Genomic DNA, 15871 nt, shown 5'->3' with positions numbered 1-15871 from the left:
AAGTGGATCAGGCGCGGTTCACAAGTCGATCAAGCTTGGACGAGCGCCTCCCGGCGCGGGGCGCGCAGCCCGTGCCGCACGGTGCCCTCGTCCAGCCAGCGGTCGAGGTGGACCCACGTGGTGGTCATCGCCGACCGGCCGGTGAGCACCCCGAGGTGGCCGCCGGACGCGATCTCGAACCGGACCTCCGGGGCCTTCTCCAGCAGCCGGGTCAGCGGCCGGACCGCCGCGACGGGGGCGAGGCCGTCGCCGCGTCCGGCGATGGCCAGAACCGGCACCCGGACCTCGCTCAGCCGCACCCGCTCGCCGCCGATCTCCACGCCTTCACCGGCCAGCGCGTTGTCCCGGAAAAGGGAACGGTAAATCTGCTCGGCGGTGCGGCCGGGATAGGCCAGCATGGAGTCGGTGAAATGGTCGACGGCTTCAATCTGCGCCAGGAACTCGGCATTGTCAAGGTTGACAAGCGTCTTGTAAGGGCGCAGCAGGTATTTGTCGATCCCGATGAGCTGGTAGGCGCGTTTGACGACCGGTTGCGGCAGCCCGCCGAACACCGCGTTGACCACGCTCGCCTCCACCCCGCCGGTCAGCCGGGTCAGCGGCCGCAGCGGCGCGGCCAGCCGCACCGCGCGGGTGTCGACCGGCGTCGCGATCGCCGCCACCGAGGCGATCGGCAGGCCCGGATCGGCGGCGGCCGCCAGCAACGAGAAGATCCCGCCCAGGCACCAGCCGACCAGCTGCACCGGCTGCCCGCCCGCGTCCGCGCTGACGGTGCGGATCGCGCCCGGCAGCACCTCGCGCACCCACTCCTCGAAGCCGAGATCCCGGTCGGCGTACCCGATGGGGCCGTAGTCGAGCAGGTAGGCGCGGCGGCCGGTGTTGACCACGTGCTCGGCCAGGCTGCACCCGCGGCGCAGGTCGTAGCAGCGCGCCGGGGCGGCCAGCGGCGGCACGAACAACACCGGCGGCCCGGCGGGCACCAGGCCCTCGGGCGGCCGGTAGCGGTAGACCGAGCGCTTGGGCCCGTCGTCGATCATCTCGGTGGGCATCGGGCGCAGGTCGGCCAGGTGGCCGTAGAGCAGCTTGTGGGCGGCGTTGGCGGCGGCGGCGCGCAGGTTGCGGGGCGAGGGAATCATTTCTTTATTATCCATCTCCATTCGGGTCTCGGCGTGCGCGGGATATTGACCAATGCCGGTCTAGCTCGCACAAGAGCATTCCTACACCGGTCACGGTGAGACCGATATCACAGGCACGTGAAGCGCGCGTTAAATCACCTTGACCGCGCCGCCGCCGCGACCGGACATTGGGCACGCCGAAACGATCGGCCGGTCATCACGGAACGTCACCGCAATCGGCGGCGCGGCCCGCCGCCGCCCCCTTCTCCGGCACCCCGCCGCAACCCCCCGCGCACCCGCGACAACCCCGGCGGCGCGGACCTCCCGGACCTGTCACCCCACCCCCGCCCTCGCGCCCGCCAGGGGACATCCCGCATAATGGTGATTACACCCCGTAGCAGTAGCGCTACCGGGCAGACCGCATGGCGGGCGCGATGACGACCCTCGATCCGGCGAACGTGAAAGGCACGGCCACGGTGGCCCTCCGGGCCCCGCGCCGACGCCTCCCGCTGCCCCTGCGGCGGCGCGCCCCGGCCCTCGACGCGGTCGGCCCGGCCGTCGCGCCGCTGCTGGTCGCGCACCGGGCCGCCCATCCCGGCGGCGACGAGGCCGCGCTGCTGCGCGGCTACGAGGTCGCCGAGCGGCTGCACCGCGGCCAGTTCCGCAAGTCCGGCGCGCCCTACATCACCCACCCGCTGGCGGTGGCGATGATCCTGGCCGGGCTCGGCATGGACACCACCACGCTGGTGGCGGCGCTGCTGCACGACACAGTGGAGGACACCCCCTACACCCTGGACGAGCTGCGCGCCGACTTCGGCGACGAGATCGCGGTGCTGGTGGACGGGGTGACCAAGCTGGACGGCGGCCGGTGGGGCGACCGCGCCGAGGCCGAGACCTTCCGCAAGATCGTGCTGGCCGCCGCCGACGACCTGCGCGTCCTGGTGGTCAAGCTCGCCGACCGGCTGCACAACCTGCGCACGCTGGGCTTCCAGCCGCCGCACAAGCGGCGGCGCATCGCCAAGGCCAGCCACGAGCTGCTGGTGCCGTTCGCCGAACGACTGGGCATCCACGCGCTCAAGCGGGAGATGGACGACCTGGCGTTCGCCGCCAGCGACCCCGAGGCGCACGCCGTCACCGGCCGCGCGGTGCGCGCCGCCCTCGCCGGAGCCGAGGCGGCCTTCGGCCCGGCCCTGGCGCGGCTGCGCCCGTCGCTGGCCCGGCACGACATCACCGGCCGGGTGACGATCCGGGCCTCCCACCTGTACGCGGTGCACCGCGCGCTGGAGGGCGACGTGGCGGGGCTGCGGCCGTGCGAGGCGGCCCGGCTGCTGGTGGTCGTGGACGGCACCGACCAGGACTGCTACGTCGCGCTCGGGGCGGTGCACGCCGCGCTGCACCCGATCCCCGGCCAGGTCCGCGACTTCATCGCGCTGCCCAAGGACAACATGTACCGGTCGCTGCACACCCGGGTCATCACCCCCGACGGCGACGCGGTCGAGGTCATCATCCGCACCCGCGCGATGCACCCGGTCGCCGAGTACGGCATCGTCGAGCACATCCGCTCCGCCGGGCCCGCCGGGACCGTCACCGGGCGGCGCGACCTGGTGTGGCTGAGCCGCCTGCTGGCCTGGCAGTCGGGCGCGCCGTCGGCGGAGTTCCTGGACGGCCTGCGCGCCGACCTCGCCGAGGGCACGGTGGCGGTGCTCACCCCGTCCGGCGAGCTGATCACGCTCCCGGAGGGGGCGACCGCGCTGGACTTCGCCTACGCGCTGGGCACCGCGACCGGCGGGCGCAGCATCGGCGCGCTGGTCAACGGGCGGCTCGCGCCGCTGTCGGCCGAGCTGCGCAGCGGCAACGTGGTGGAGGTCATCACCGACCCCGAGGGCGTGCCGTCGGCCGAGTGGCTGGACTACGCGGTCACCGCCGCGCCCCGGGTGCACGTGCAGCGCTGGCTGGCCGGGCGGCGCACCGAGGAGGCGGCCGACGCCGGACGCCGCCGCCTGGTGCGCGCGCTGGCCGACCGCCGCCTGGACCTGCTGGCCGTCGAGGCGCACGGCGACTCGCTGGCGGTGGCGCGGGAGCTGGGCTACGCCGAGATCGACGAGATGTACGCGGCGGTGGGCGTCGGCACGCTGCGCCTGGACGACCTGCTGGCCCACTTCACCCGCCCCTGACCCGCCTCTGCGCCTGACCTGCTGTGGGGGCCGGGCGGAACCTTCCATCCCCCGCCCCGCGCCTGATCTGCTGTGGGGGCCGGGCGGTCGGATGGAACCTTCCCGTGCCGTCCCTACCCTGCGCCTGACCTGCTGCGGGGGCGTGCGAAGTCCGCCCGCCCTGGCCGCCTACGCTGGTGGCGTGGTGATCGTATGAGCGGCGGGCATCCGCTGGGGCGGGTCGTGGACGGGCCGCGCGTGATCGTGGCCGGGGTGGACGGCTCGGACACCTCGCTGCGCGCCGCCGCCTACGCCTGGGGGCTGGCGCGGCGCAGCGACGCGCGGCTGGTGCTGGTGCACGTCACGCCGGTGGCGGCGCTGTCCACGCTGACGCCGGGCGGCGCGGCGGTGCTGCGCGAGGCCGCCGAGCAGATCTCCGCCGAGCTGCGCGGCGAGCTGGAGCGCGCCGCCGCGCAGGCCCCGGTCCGCTACGAGCTGGTGAACGAGGCCGGGGACCCCTACACGGTGCTGGCCCGCGTCGCCGACGCCGAGCGCGCCGACGCCGTGGTGGTCGGCGCGTCCGCCCAGGCCGGGCACCGGCTGATCGGCTCGGTGGCGGTGCGGCTGGTGCGCGCGGGCCGCTGGCCGGTGACCGTGGTGCCCTGAGCGTGGTGCCCTGAGCGTGGTGCCCTGAGCGTGGCCGGTGGTTCGGCGGCGGCCGGTCGGGCAGACTGACGGTCCAGGAGCAGCGGCCGGACGCGCCGCCGCGACAAGCGGGGGGACGCCGGTGTCTGATCCTTACCTGACCGAGGCCCGGTGGGCGGGCACGGTCCTGCGGGTGCGCGGCCGCCTGGACGCCGGCCCGGACGGCGCGCTCAAGCTGGAGCTGTGCGAGCGCGATGGCCCCCGTTCCTGCGCGCTGCCCGTCGCCGTCGAGCCCGGCGACAACGGCAGCGAGCGCTTCTCCGCCGACGTCGACGTGCTGACCGCCGCCGACGGCGGCCCCCTGCCGCACGGCCTCTGGGACATCATCCTGCGCCGGGGCTCATACAGGGCCTCGCTGGGCCGGGAGCGCGGTCCCGAGCTGGACGGCTCCCCGCAGCGGCTCTTCCTGCCCGACTCCACCATGGTCAGCGCCTACTTCACCGTGCCCGGCGGCACGCTGGCGCTCGACGTCGGCGGCGACCCGCACCCCGCCGGTTCCACCACCGCCGACGCGCTGGCCTGGAACGACGAGGACGACGAGCTGGTGGTGTGCGGCCACGTGGACGTCCGCGACATCACCACGCCGGTCTCGGCGACGCTGACGCTGCGCGAGCGCGGCTCCGACCGCGTCTACGAGGTGATCGCCAGGCTGGACGCCGAGCCCACCCGGCTCGGCTACACCGCCTCGGTGCCGATGACGCGCGCGTTCATCGACGACCCGTTGCCGCGCGGCACCTGGGACGCGTTCCTGGTGCTGGGCTTCTCCGGGATGCACCGTGAGCTGCGGGTGCTGGCCCCGGCCGATCCGGTGGAGCTGCACGTGCGGCGGCGGCTGCGTCCGGTGAAGGTGGGGACGACGAAGGCGCCCGAACCGCTGGCCATCATCGTCGGCCGGTCCTGACCCGGCCGCTCCTGACCGGCCCGGCCTGGCTCAGAGGTCGCGCGCGCCCGGGAACGGCGGCTCGTCCCAGCCCTGCGTCTCGGCGGCGACCAGGGCCAGCACGGTGACGACGGCCGTGCCGCCCACCAGGTTGATCCCCGAGGTGGCCAGCAGCGCGCCCAGCGGCGCGTCCAGCAGCAGCGGCAGCAGCGCGACCAGCCCGACCACGATGCCGCCGATCCAGCAGAACGCGCGCAGCGGCCGGGCGGCGGTGGCCACCAGCACGTGCAGCAGGGCGGTCGCCTGGACGGTCATGGCGGCGGCGCACACCGCGTACGACACGGCCGCCGAACCGGTGCCCGCGGCGCCGCTGACGAAGACCGGGATCGGCAGTCCCAGCAGCCCGCGCAACATCAGCACCGCGATGGCGGCCAGGCCCCCCGCCGCGACCGCCGCGGCCAGCCCGCACCACCACAGGCGGCGCAGGTCCGTGACGGGCGGCTCGGAGATCGCCTCGTGCAGGGCGACGAAGCCCGCGTAACGGTCCATGACACGCTCGTCCGGACGGCGGCGCAGCGCCGTGCGGCAGCGGAAGGACCGCTGGTAGGGGCGGACGCGGCCGGCCCCGCCCCGGCGGCCGGAGTCCCGGCCCGGCCCGCCGTCGAAGAACGGCTCGAACGGCGTCTCGGCCATGGTCCCCTCCCCCGGTGTGAACACCTGAGTGCTACCCGGCGGGGTTCGGGAGGACTCCACCCGCTTCAACACTTTGCGTCCGCTTGGCAACTCTCCGCGAGCGGCACGGTTACGCTCGTCCGCAATTACGGATTACCGAGTACGGTGACGTCGTACCGGCCCGGCCAGCGTAGGAAGGCACCGCCCTGAGCACCACCGAGGAACGGCTGCGCGCCCTGGAGGCGCGGGTGACCGAGCTGGAAGAGCGCCTCGCCGCCGCTCCGCCCGAAGATCCAGCCGCCGACGACGCCGCCCACGAGGACACCGGCCACATCGTCTACGGCGGCGCGGCCCGGCTGGGCGGCCACGAGTGGAGCTGGCAGGTCACCCGCGCGCCGGGCTGGCTGCTGGAGCGGCCCGCCGCGCCGCTGGCGGCCGTCCTCCAGGCGGCGGGCCAGCCCGCCCGGCTGGAGGTGCTGCGGCTGCTGCTCACCGGGCCCCGCACCGTCGCCGACCTCCAGTCCGAGCTGGGGCTCGGCTCGACCGGCCAGCTCTACCACCACCTGAAGGCGTTGAGCGGCGCGGGCTTGGTCGAGCAGACTGAGCGCGCGGTCTACCGGGTGCCCGGCCGGGTGGTGTTCCCGGTGCTGGCGATGCTGAGCGCCGCCAACGACGTCAGCAGCGGCACCGGCGCGACGTGAGAAGGGCCCGGCGCCGTCCCGTCAGCGGGAACGACGCCGGGCCCTTGGCCCTGAACAGGCGGGATCAGACCTGGCCGGCCTTCTCCAGCGCCTCGCAGCAGGTGTTCACCAGCACGCGGGTGACGTTGTAGGGGTCGATGTTGGCGTTGGGGCGCCGGTCCTCGATGTAGCCCTTCTTGTCCACCTCGACCTGCCACGGGATGCGCACCGAGGAGCCGCGGTCGGAGACGCCGTAGCTGTAGACGTCGTGCGGGGCGGTCTCGTGCTGGCCGGTGAGGCGCTCGGAGATGCCGTGCCCGTACTCGGCGATGTGCTCCTCGACCTTGCCCGGCGCGCCCAGCGACTCGCAGGCGGTGACGATGGCGTCGTAGCCCTCGCGCATGGCCTTGGTGGAGAAGTTGGTGTGCGCGCCCGCGCCGTTCCAGTCGCCCTTGGCGGGCTTGGGGTGCAGGGTGGCGGCGACGTCGTAGTCCTCGGCGATGCGGTAGAGCAGCCAGCGGGCGACCCACATGTGGTCGGAGACGTCCAGCGGCCCGGCCGGGCCGATCTGGAACTCCCACTGGCCCGGCATGACCTCGGCGTTGATGCCCGAGAGCGCGAGGCCGGCGTCCAGGCAGGCGTCCATGTGCTTCTCGACGATCTCGCGGCCGAAGACCTCGTCGGCGCCGACGCCGCAGTAGTAGGGGCCCTGCGGGGCGGGGAAGCCGGTCTCGGGGAAGCCGAGCGGGCGGCCGGCCTGGAAGAAGGTGTACTCCTGCTCGATGCCGAACCAGGACTCCTGCGCGGCGTACTTGTCGGCCACCGGGCGCAGCTTGGCGCGGTTGTTGGTGGGGTGCGGGGTGCCGTCCACCAGGTAGACCTCGCACAGCACCAGCTTGTGGTCGCCGCCGCGGATGGGGTCGGGACAGCAGAAGACCGGCTTGAGCACGCAGTCGGAGTTGTCGCCGGGCGCCTGGTTGGTGCTGGAGCCGTCGAAGCCCCAGTCCGGCAGGTCCGCGCCGTCGGGCAGGATCCTGGTCTTGGACCGGAGCCGCGCCGAGGGCTCGGTGCCGTCGATCCAGATGTACTCGGCCTTGTAGCTCAACGTCGGTCCCTTCGTCATGCGCCGGCCTGTCGTTCGGGCCACCCAGAGAGTGACAATCCGGCATTTCGGACCTGTTGCCCAAATGTGAACGGCATGTAACGCGCGTCCTGACCTGCCGGGACGAAGTGAGAGACCGATCACAACCCCGGCTTTTCGGCCCGAGCCCTAGATGACCTTGCCGGGGTTGAGCACCCCGGCCGGGTCCAGCGCCCGCTTGACCGCCCGGTGCAGGGCGAGCACCTCCGGGCCCAGCTCGGCGCGCATCCCGCGCCGTTTGAGCAGGCCGACGCCGTGTTCGCCGGTGACGGTGCCGCCGAGCGCGATGGCGTCGTCGAGGATCTCCTCGAAGGCGCGTTCCGCGCGCTCGCGGGCCGCTTCGTCGCCCGCCGGGACGGTGATCAGCGGGTGCAGGTTGCCGTCGCCCGCGTGCGCGATGTTGGCGATGCGCACGCCGTGGGCGGCGGCGGTGCGCTCGATGCGGCCGAGCATCTCGGGCACCGCGCCGCGCGGCACGCACACGTCCTCGGTGAGGGCGGGGCCGAGGCGTTCGAGGGCGGGGTAGGCCAGGCGGCGGGCGGCGAACAGCGCCTCGGCCTCGGCGTCGTCGGTGGAACGGGTGCTCCAGCCCGCGCCCGCCGCGTCGAAGAACTCCTGGATGCGGGCGGCGTCCTGGTCGTCGACGGTATCCACACGAGCCAGGAGCAGGACGTCGCCGAGATCGGCCAGGCCCATGTTCTTCCAGTCGTCCACGGCGCGCAAGCAGTAGCGGTCCACCAGCTCCAGGGCGGCGGGCGTGACGCCGGAGGCGGCGATCGCGGCGACGGCGCGCCCGGCGTCCACCAGCTCGTCGAACGCGCCCACGATCGTGCGCGGCGCGGCGGCGGGCAGCGGAAGCAGCCGCACCGTCACCTCGGTGATCACGCCGAGCGTGCCCTCGGAGCCGACCAGCAGGCCGGTCAGGTCGTAGCCCGCCACGCCCTTGCGGGTGCGCCGCCCGACCCGGACCAGCTCGCCGGTGCCGGTGACGGCCTGGAGGCCCAGCACGTAGTCGCGGGTGACGCCGTACTTGACGCAGCAGATGCCGCCCGCGTTGGTGGCGACGTTGCCGCCGATGGTGGACCAGGGCGAGCTGGCGGGGTCCGGCGGGTACCAGAGGCCGTGCTCGGCGACGGCACGGCGCAGGTCGTCGTTGACGACGCCGGGCTGGACGACGGCGAGCTGCTCGTCGGCGTCCACCGCGAGGACCCGGTCCATGCCGGACATGTCCAGCACGACACAGCCGTCCACGGCGTTGGCCCCGCCCGACAGACCCGTGCCCGCGCCGCGCGGCACGAGCGGGACGCGGTGCTCGACGCAGAGCGCGACGACCTGCCGGACCTGCTCGGCGTCGGCGGGGCGGACGACGGCGAGGGCTTCGCCGACCGGCGCCCAGGCGGCCTGGTCGGCCGAGTAGGCGGCGACGACGTCGCCGTCGGTCTCGGTGGGCACGACCGCGCGCAACGCCTTGAGGAACCCCATTCGCCCAACCTAACAATGGAGCGTTCCGGTAAATTACCGACGTGAAGATCATCGTGCGCGGCGGCGTTCCCCTCCTGCTGTCGGCGTCCCTGCTCGCCGGGTGCGGCGGGGACGGGCAGACCCATGTGAAGCTCCCCCCGGCGGGCGCACCGCCGCAGGAGGTGGTCACCGCCTACGTGGCGGCGATCAACGCGCACGACAAGAAGACGGGCCGGGCGCTGTCCACGGCGCACTTCGGCAAGCTGGAGACCACCGAGGTCGCCGACAGCCTGTTCAACGACGCGAAGCTCAGCGACCTGAAGGTCAGCGCGCCGATCCCCGAGCAGGGCTACGAGTCGCCGGACGGCAAGCAGTACGCGCAGGTCGTCAAGGTGCCGGTGACCTTCGATTTGAAGCAGAAGACCGAGGTGTCGATGCCCAACGGGCCCACGGCCTGGGGATACCTGCTGGTCCGCGAATCCCTGACCGGACCTTGGCGCATCAACGACCACGGGAACGGCTGATCCCGGGGTAGCGTGCTGGCAACGGCATGGGAGGCGGGGCGATGACGGGGACGCATGAGGCGCTCTCGACACGCCGCCGCCTCCTGCTCGTCCTGGCGGGCTTCTTCGGCCTGGCCGTCACCGCGACGTTGTCGGCGGTGCCGGAACAGGGCGTCGCGGAGGTCATCCGGGCGGGCGCCACGGCAAGCGCGCCCGCGGCCGTCCGACCGCATCAGCCCGACGAGCGGCCGCGCCATACCGCGCACGCGTCCGAGCACGCCTGCATCAAGCCACCGGCGGCACTCTCCGCACCCGACCGTTGCCGGGTGCTGGCCAAGACGCGGCACATCGCGCCGCCCTCGGTGCGGCCGTCGACCGCGCCGGTGCGCGGACCGCCTTCCGACACGGGTTCCGACGTTCCCAGTCACTGATCGCGGCGTGCCTCTGGGGCGCGCTGCGGCGTACCCGTATGGAGGCTCGTCATCTACCGCGTCATCGTGGCGCGAGCGTGCCCGGCTGCCCTGGAGCGGCCGTGCTGACCACGTTCGCGCGGGCGTTCCGCACGCCCGACCTGCGCAAGAAGCTGCTTTTCACCCTGTTCGTCATCGTGCTGTTCCGGCTGGGCCAGAACGTGCCAGCGCCCAACGTGGACGTGGCGGTGCTGCGGGAGACCGCCGACGCCGCCCGTAACAACAACGGCGCCTACTCGCTGATCGACATGTTCAGCGGCGGGGCATTGCTGAAGCTGTCGGTGTTCGCGCTGGGGGTGTACCCCTACATCACGGCGAGCATCATCCTGCAATTGCTGACGGTGGTGATCCCGCGCCTGGAGGCCCTCAAGAAGGAAGGCCAGGCCGGTACCACCAAAATCACCCAGTACACCCGCTACCTGACGGTGGCGCTGGCGGTCCTGGAGGGCACGGGCCTGGTGGCGATGGCGTCGTCGGGCCAACTGTTCCGCGGCGTGCCGGGCGGAGCTCGCGTCCTGCACGAGGCGGGGCCGCTGCCGGTGGCGACCATGGTGGCGTGCATGGTGGCCGGGACGGCGGCGGTCATGTGGCTGGGCGAGCTGATCACGGAACGGGGCGTCGGCAACGGCATGTCGATCCTGATCTTCACCCAGGTGGTGGCGGTCTTCCCGGCGCAGTTCTGGGCCATCTACAAGACCAAAGGCACGTTCGTGCTGGTCCTGGTCGTGCTGGTGGGGCTGGCGATCATGGCGGGCGTCGTGTGCGTGGAGCAGGCGCAACGCCGTATCCCGGTGCAGTACGCCAAGCGGATGGTGGGGCGCCGGATGTACGGCGGCACCTCGACCTACATCCCGCTGAAGGTGAACCAGGCGGGCATCATCCCGGTGATCTTCGCGTCGTCGCTGCTGTACCTGCCGGCGCTGGCGACGCAACTGCGCCCGGACCTGCCCTGGCTGAACCGCCTCGCCCCGCACCTGCGGCAGGACGACCCGTGGCACATGGCGGCGTTCTTCGTGCTGATCGTGGCGTTCACGTACTTCTACGTGGCGATCACGTTCAACCCGACCGAAGTGGCGGACAACATGACGAAGTACGGGGGCTTCGTGCCGGGGATCAGACCGGGCCGCGCGACGGCGGAGTACCTGGACCACGTGCTGACGCGGATCACGGCGCCGGGCTCGTTGTACCTGGGGGTGGTGGCGCTGATCCCGCTGCTGGCACTGGCGCTGCTGGGCGTGGGCGAGCAGTTCCCGTTCGGCGGCACGGGCATCCTGATCGTGGTGGGGGTGGGGCTGGACACCGTGAAGCAGATCGAGTCGCAACTACAACAACGCAACTACGAGGGCTTCCTGCGTTGAAAGAAGGCGGGCCCGGCCAAACGCCGGGCCCGCCTCAGGACTGCAACATCTGGGCAGCCCGCACATGCGAGATGCACTGAACAGCCAACCCCACAACAGAAGGAGCCCTACACGAGCCACGGAAAGCAGCGCCCCATCAATGCGGAACACTCATGCGAGCTGCCATACCGCGCAACTCCCGTCCCCCGGCCTGGGCTGTGGCCTGCTGAAGCATAACGGCCACGGTTTCGCGTACCGGCGGGCTGTTGCGTATCCACTGAGGGGCGGTGTCCTCGGCCCGGCGCAGCCAGCCGATGGCGGTGTCCCTGTGCTTGGGCTCTCGCGCCAATCCTCTGCCCACATCCGCCAGGAACGCGGCGTGCCTGCCTGGCTTGTCGGCGAGTTTGCCCTCGTCCACGGCCCGCGCCAACTCCAGGACCGCCCCGCCACTGACGCCTCGCTCCACGCTCACCGCCACGTCCCAGACACGGGCGTTGGTGGTGGAAAAGGACATCCAGTTCGCGTCAGGAGTGTCGGGAAGGGAATCCGCCAGATCGACGGCCTCGTCCATCCAGTGCTGGGCGTTGACGCCGTCATGCACCACGGCGGCGGCGAGCGAGGCCGTCAGGGTGAGCATCCCCAGAACCTCGTGTCCACGCTTGTCCCTGGCATACGGCTGGAGGCGCGCGGCCGACCGTTCGGCCATGTTCAAGGTGCGCGACCAGGACCCCGCACGCGGCATGGTGTGGATGCGCAGGAAGTCGACCTGGCCCTGACGCACCGGATCGTCCAGAATGGCCGCAGCCTCTTCGGCCCGTACGGCGGCCAGGTGCGCAAGGTCCTGATATCCGAGGTCCTTGGCCGTGAAGACCGCCGCCGTACACGCTTCCACCAGCGTGGACAGCGCCAGACGGTAGGCGGCCTCATCGATCGGAGCCGCAGCGTGCAGGTGCAACTCATCGAGTAGATCCGGCAGGCCGACGCCCACCCGCACGTAGTCACATGCCTGGTGATAGGGCTCGATGCGCGCCATCTCGGCGACCAACTCGTCCAGAGGACGCGCACGCTCCACCGCCGGAGAGGTCAGCGTGTTGGTCTGGAGCGCCACCCGAAGCCGGGGAATGGCCTCATGCGGATTAGCCTGCAAAGGATCCGACGACAAGTGCGGACCACCGACCAGATCAGTCTCAGAGACGCACAACGCACTGGCCAGCGCAGCAAGGTGACTGCGCCGATCCAACGACCGCTGCCCCCGCTCTGCCATCGACAGGAACGACGGACTGAGCCCCGACAACCCGGCCAACTCGACCAGCGTCAACCCGCGCCACTTGCGCAACACCCGCAACCGCGTACCGACCGTGTCCGCATCCCACACATCCCGACCAAGCATCAGCCATGCCCTCCGGTAGGTCGCAATCCCAGAGTAGGCACAGGCCGTCGTCGCTGGTCAGCTTTCTTACAAGGGCAGCAGATCAGCTCGGCCGCCCTGTTTCCTCAAGCCCCTCAACGAACGGCCGGACGCTCGCCCCACCCTCATCCGCCTCTGCCCCCGAGCGTCGCGCCCCACGGCATTTGCACCACCCTGGAAGATCGGGCGCTCCCCTCCCCGGCATCTTTCGCTCACCGGAAGGTCGCCGAACGGACATCCCACAATGATCTTCTTCCTTCGACCGTGACAGGTGCGAAGGAAGAGGCGTGATGGTGAGACGTGCGGCGGTGGCCGTGCTCGCGGCGGGGGCCGTGGTGGCGGGGTTCGGCGGGACGGCGACGGCCGCGCCCGCGCCGGTGGACGTGCAACTGCTGGCGATCACCGACTTCCACGGGTACCTGCGCCCCTACGACGACGCCGCCAACGGGCAGGTCAAGCTGCCCGACGGCACGGTGCTCAAGGTCGGCGGGGCCGCCTACAACGCCGCGCACCTCAAGAAGCTCCGCGAGGGCAAGCAGAACTCGATCACCTTCTCGGCGGGCGACAACTTCAGCGGGTGGCCGTTCGAAGTGGACGCCTTCCAGGACGAGCCCACCGTCGAGGTCCTCAACGCGCTCGGCGTCCAGTTCTCCGCCGCGGGCAACCACGAGCTGGACGTCTCGTCGGAGTTCCTCAAGGACCACATGGAGCGGGGCCGCTGCTTCGGCAAGGTGGACGTGGACAGCTGCTTCACCGACTCCACCGGGCGGCGCTTCAAGGGCGCGAAGTTCCCCTTCCTCAGCGCCAACATCGTGGACGCGCGGACGAGCCGTCCCATCCTCAAGCCCTACAACGTCGAGTGGGTGCGCGGGAGCGGAGGCCGCCGCGTCCCGGTCGGGTTCATCAACCTCACCGCCGTCGAGACGCCGACGGGCTCCACCTCCTACCAGCCCGGCCTGAAGGCGCTGCCGCTGGTGGAGACCGCCGCCAAGTACGCCGCCGAGCTGCGGCGCAAGGGCGTCAAAGCGATCGTCGCCAACGTCCACGAGGGCGGCCAGGCCGACGGCGCGGGCTTCAACGGCTGCAACAAGCCGTCCGGCCCGGTGATCGACTTCGCGCGGGCCGCCACGCCCGACATCGACGCGATCGTCACCGGCCACTGGCACGCGGGCTTCAACTGCTCGATCCCCGACCCGGCCGGCAACCCCCGCCCGGTGATCGAGGGCCTCAACCACGGCCGCCTGATCAGCGAGCTCGGGTTGAAGATCGACCCCCGCACGCGGGAGGTCCTGCGCGAGCACACCACGGCCGTCAACCACCCGGTCACCCGCGACATCGCGCCCGACCCGGCCGTCGCGAAGACGGTGGACTACTGGCGGGTGCGCGGCGACAAGCGCGCCGCCGAGCCACTGGCCAAGCAGACCGGCGACCTGGCCCGCACCCCCAACGCCCATGGCGAGAGCACCCTCGGTGACCTGGCCGCCGACGTGCAACTCTGGACCGCCCAGCAGAACCGCAAGGGCCGCGCCGACCTCGCCCTGATCTCGACCAAGCCGCTCAAGGGCTCGACGGCACTCGCCCGCGACCTGCCGTTCGCCAAGGGCACCTCACCGGGCGACGCCGACGGGACGATCACCTTCGGCGAAGCATGGTCGGCCTACGGCTACGGCAACCCGATCCTCACCGTCACCGTGACCGGCGAGCAGATCCACCAGGCCCTCGAACAGCAGTGGCAGGGCGGCCGCTTCGGCCCGCTGGCAGTGTCGCGGAACGTGCGCTACCGCTACGACGCCACCCACCCCGAGGGCGACCGGGTGGACCCGAAGGACGTAATCATCAACGGCCGCCCCCTCGACACCAGCCGCGACTACCGCCTGGCGACCCTGGCGTACACGCTGATCGGGGCGGACGGGTACTCGGCATTCACCGGCTTCCGGCAGGCGTACCGCAACCAGCCCGCCGACCACGAAGCGTTCGTCGCCTACCTGAAGGCCCACCCACCGGTCGGCCCGGCCCCGCTGGACCGCGTCAACGGCTGACAATGACCGGGAGCGCGCCTCCCATAACAAGAAGGCCCCGTTTCCTTGCTGGAGACGGGGCCTTGTTTTGCCCTGTGATCCTTGCGGTGGCTTCTTCAGCAGCGGTCCAGGAGAGATGCCTGTCCTACGATGTGCCAATCCCAAAGGCGTTCGGGGCCCTGTTGTACGACGAGGGTTACAGCATTGATCGCGAACTCGTTAGTTGGAAGTTCTCGGCCAAGTGCTGTGATGAGTGGTTCGGCCGGTTGTTCGGTCTCGCTGTAGGCGAGTGTCATGTGTGGGATCCACTGGGCGGGGCCTTCGGTGTGACCTTCGTGGCCGGTCACTTTGAGGGTGGCCGTCTGGACGGCCTTGCGGATCTGGCTCAAAGGGCCGACGGGCTGGACCTCTGCGGCGATCGCCTCGGGGTGATAGAGGATTCGGCCGAGCTTCACGTCGGCGGGAGGGAGTTCGGCGAGAAGTACAGATGCCTCGGCGAGCAGGTCCCGTTGCTGATCAGTGGTGATCTCTCCGGTGGGGCCGACCACGAGAATGGTGATGTGAAGCCATTCGAGCGGAGGCATGTGGAGACCGGAACTGCTGACGAGTCGCTGTTGAACAACCTGGGCGGCGTTGCGGGCTTCAGGTTGATCGCCCAGAAGGATGTGCCAGTAGACCATGCCCTGACCCGGGCTGGGCTCCTCTCGGTTCTGCCAACGATTGATCATCTGCGTGGGCAGAGGACTCATCAACTCTCCTGGTAGGAGCTGTCAGTCAGGGCGGCGGCGTTGAAGTCGTGGATCTACTGTCGGAGTTGGGTTGCGAGAGAGCTGTCCGGTAGCGGGGATGGCTGATCTCGAAGCCCTGTCGGGAGAGGTCAGCGGCTTTGATGAAGCGGTTTTGCCAGCGTGCCGTCTTAGCTTGGGCGTACCATGCGTACGACTCGTTAATCCCACCCTCTCGGGCGAGCATGAGCGCGATGGTGCTGTACCGCTCGGCGTGACCGTCAAGATCGACGTCACCGAAGATCACTGCTGCGTGTACGAGGAGATCGGCGTTGGTTCGCGCGAACGACCGTCATGTGTGACAGGGCGTTTCACGCGATAAGTGCTCCGGCTCGCTAAGGGCCAGGGGGCGGCGCGCCTCCTGATTCGGGCACGATTAATCGGCCTGACCGCAGAGCTGCACGCGGCGGCGCGACTCGGTGACCGCCGTTCGCCGAAGGGCCGGCAGGGGTGCCGCCTACGCGCGGCCCACCGCGCGCCGTTCGGGGAACGGCGCCCACACCGCACGCGCCGGACGGCGCGAGCGGTGGGCCGCGCCGTAGCGCG

General features: G+C 71.4%; 15 protein-coding genes. 9 read left to right on the top strand and 6 right to left on the bottom strand.

What is annotated here, in order from left to right; all coding sequences use genetic code 11:
- Positions 1-29: 29 nt before the first annotated feature.
- Complete coding sequence (locus AH6_RS26795) at positions 30-1133, bottom strand: polyhydroxyalkanoate synthase family protein (RefSeq protein WP_067485192.1); 1104 nt, start codon at positions 1131-1133, stop codon at positions 30-32.
- Between the two features lie 413 nt (positions 1134-1546).
- Here AH6_RS26795 and AH6_RS26790 point away from each other — a divergent pair, with 413 nt between their 5' ends.
- The 3 genes from AH6_RS26790 (at position 1547) to AH6_RS26780 (ending at position 4871) form a co-directional block, all read left to right on the top strand.
- Complete coding sequence (locus AH6_RS26790) at positions 1547-3286, top strand: RelA/SpoT family protein (RefSeq protein WP_067485278.1); 1740 nt, start codon at positions 1547-1549, stop codon at positions 3284-3286.
- Between the two features lie 192 nt (positions 3287-3478).
- Positions 3479-3931 carry a universal stress protein gene (locus AH6_RS26785; RefSeq protein WP_067485190.1) on the top strand — a complete coding sequence of 151 codons (453 nt, stop codon included), beginning with the start codon at positions 3479-3481 and terminating at the stop codon, positions 3929-3931.
- A gap of 121 nt (positions 3932-4052) precedes the next feature.
- A complete protein-coding gene (locus AH6_RS26780; protein WP_067485187.1) occupies positions 4053-4871 on the top strand; it encodes a hypothetical protein in 819 nt (272 codons plus the stop codon).
- 30 nt (positions 4872-4901) lie between these two features.
- Here the strand turns inward: AH6_RS26780 and AH6_RS26775 are convergent, their stop codons facing one another.
- A complete protein-coding gene (locus tag AH6_RS26775; RefSeq protein ID WP_083983490.1) occupies positions 4902-5543 on the bottom strand; it encodes a hypothetical protein in 642 nt (213 codons plus the stop codon).
- Between the two features lie 227 nt (positions 5544-5770).
- Here AH6_RS26775 and AH6_RS26770 point away from each other — a divergent pair, with 227 nt between their 5' ends.
- Positions 5771-6223 (top strand): ArsR/SmtB family transcription factor, encoded by a 453-nt coding sequence (locus AH6_RS26770; protein ID WP_169807913.1) that lies wholly within the window; start codon positions 5771-5773, stop codon positions 6221-6223.
- A gap of 64 nt (positions 6224-6287) precedes the next feature.
- Here AH6_RS26770 and glnII read toward each other — a convergent pair whose 3' ends face one another.
- Both glnII and AH6_RS26760 read right to left on the bottom strand, forming a co-directional pair.
- Positions 6288-7325 carry a glutamine synthetase gene (gene glnII / locus AH6_RS26765; RefSeq protein WP_245679480.1) on the bottom strand — a complete coding sequence of 346 codons (1038 nt, stop codon included), beginning with the start codon at positions 7323-7325 and terminating at the stop codon, positions 6288-6290.
- 147 nt (positions 7326-7472) lie between these two features.
- Positions 7473-8825, bottom strand: a complete 1353-nt coding sequence (locus AH6_RS26760) for an FAD-binding oxidoreductase (RefSeq protein WP_067485181.1) — start codon at positions 8823-8825, stop codon at positions 7473-7475.
- Between the two features lie 41 nt (positions 8826-8866).
- On the opposite strand from AH6_RS26760, the gene AH6_RS26755 reads away from it, so the two are divergent.
- The 3 genes from AH6_RS26755 (at position 8867) to secY (ending at position 11135) form a co-directional block, all read left to right on the top strand.
- A complete protein-coding gene (locus AH6_RS26755) occupies positions 8867-9328 on the top strand; it encodes a DUF4829 domain-containing protein (RefSeq protein WP_067485179.1) in 462 nt (153 codons plus the stop codon).
- A gap of 41 nt (positions 9329-9369) precedes the next feature.
- Positions 9370-9738: a hypothetical protein gene (locus AH6_RS26750; RefSeq protein WP_067485176.1), complete on the top strand. Its 369-nt coding sequence runs from the start codon at positions 9370-9372 to the stop codon at positions 9736-9738.
- 101 nt (positions 9739-9839) lie between these two features.
- On the top strand, positions 9840-11135 hold the full coding sequence (secY, locus tag AH6_RS26745; RefSeq protein WP_067485173.1) for a preprotein translocase subunit SecY: 1296 nt from the start codon (positions 9840-9842) through the stop codon (positions 11133-11135).
- A 136-nt stretch (positions 11136-11271) separates the two neighbouring features.
- Here the strand turns inward: secY and AH6_RS26740 are convergent, their stop codons facing one another.
- Positions 11272-12504, bottom strand: coding sequence for a helix-turn-helix domain-containing protein (locus tag AH6_RS26740; RefSeq protein WP_067485170.1), 1233 nt, complete (start codon positions 12502-12504; stop codon positions 11272-11274).
- A gap of 308 nt (positions 12505-12812) precedes the next feature.
- Between AH6_RS26740 and AH6_RS26735 the strand changes: the two genes are divergently transcribed.
- The gene (locus AH6_RS26735) at positions 12813-14561 is read left to right on the top strand and encodes a bifunctional metallophosphatase/5'-nucleotidase (RefSeq protein WP_067485167.1); all 1749 of its coding nucleotides are present in this window, start codon (positions 12813-12815) and stop codon (positions 14559-14561) included.
- A 95-nt stretch (positions 14562-14656) separates the two neighbouring features.
- Here AH6_RS26735 and AH6_RS42800 read toward each other — a convergent pair whose 3' ends face one another.
- A complete protein-coding gene (locus AH6_RS42800) occupies positions 14657-15289 on the bottom strand; it encodes a 2'-5' RNA ligase family protein (RefSeq protein WP_083983488.1) in 633 nt (210 codons plus the stop codon).
- A gap of 97 nt (positions 15290-15386) precedes the next feature.
- Between AH6_RS42800 and AH6_RS44120 the strand changes: the two genes are divergently transcribed.
- Positions 15387-15647, top strand: a complete 261-nt coding sequence (locus AH6_RS44120; protein WP_157431735.1) for a hypothetical protein — start codon at positions 15387-15389, stop codon at positions 15645-15647.
- The last annotated feature ends 224 nt before the right edge of the window (positions 15648-15871 follow it).

The sequence above is a fragment of the Actinomadura hibisca NBRC 15177 genome, from assembly GCF_001552635.1.
In the GTDB taxonomy this organism is placed as follows: domain Bacteria; phylum Actinomycetota; class Actinomycetes; order Streptosporangiales; family Streptosporangiaceae; genus Spirillospora; species Spirillospora hibisca.
The sequence above is the reverse complement of the archived record's forward strand: the minus strand, read 5'-3'. Positions and strand labels throughout refer to the sequence as shown.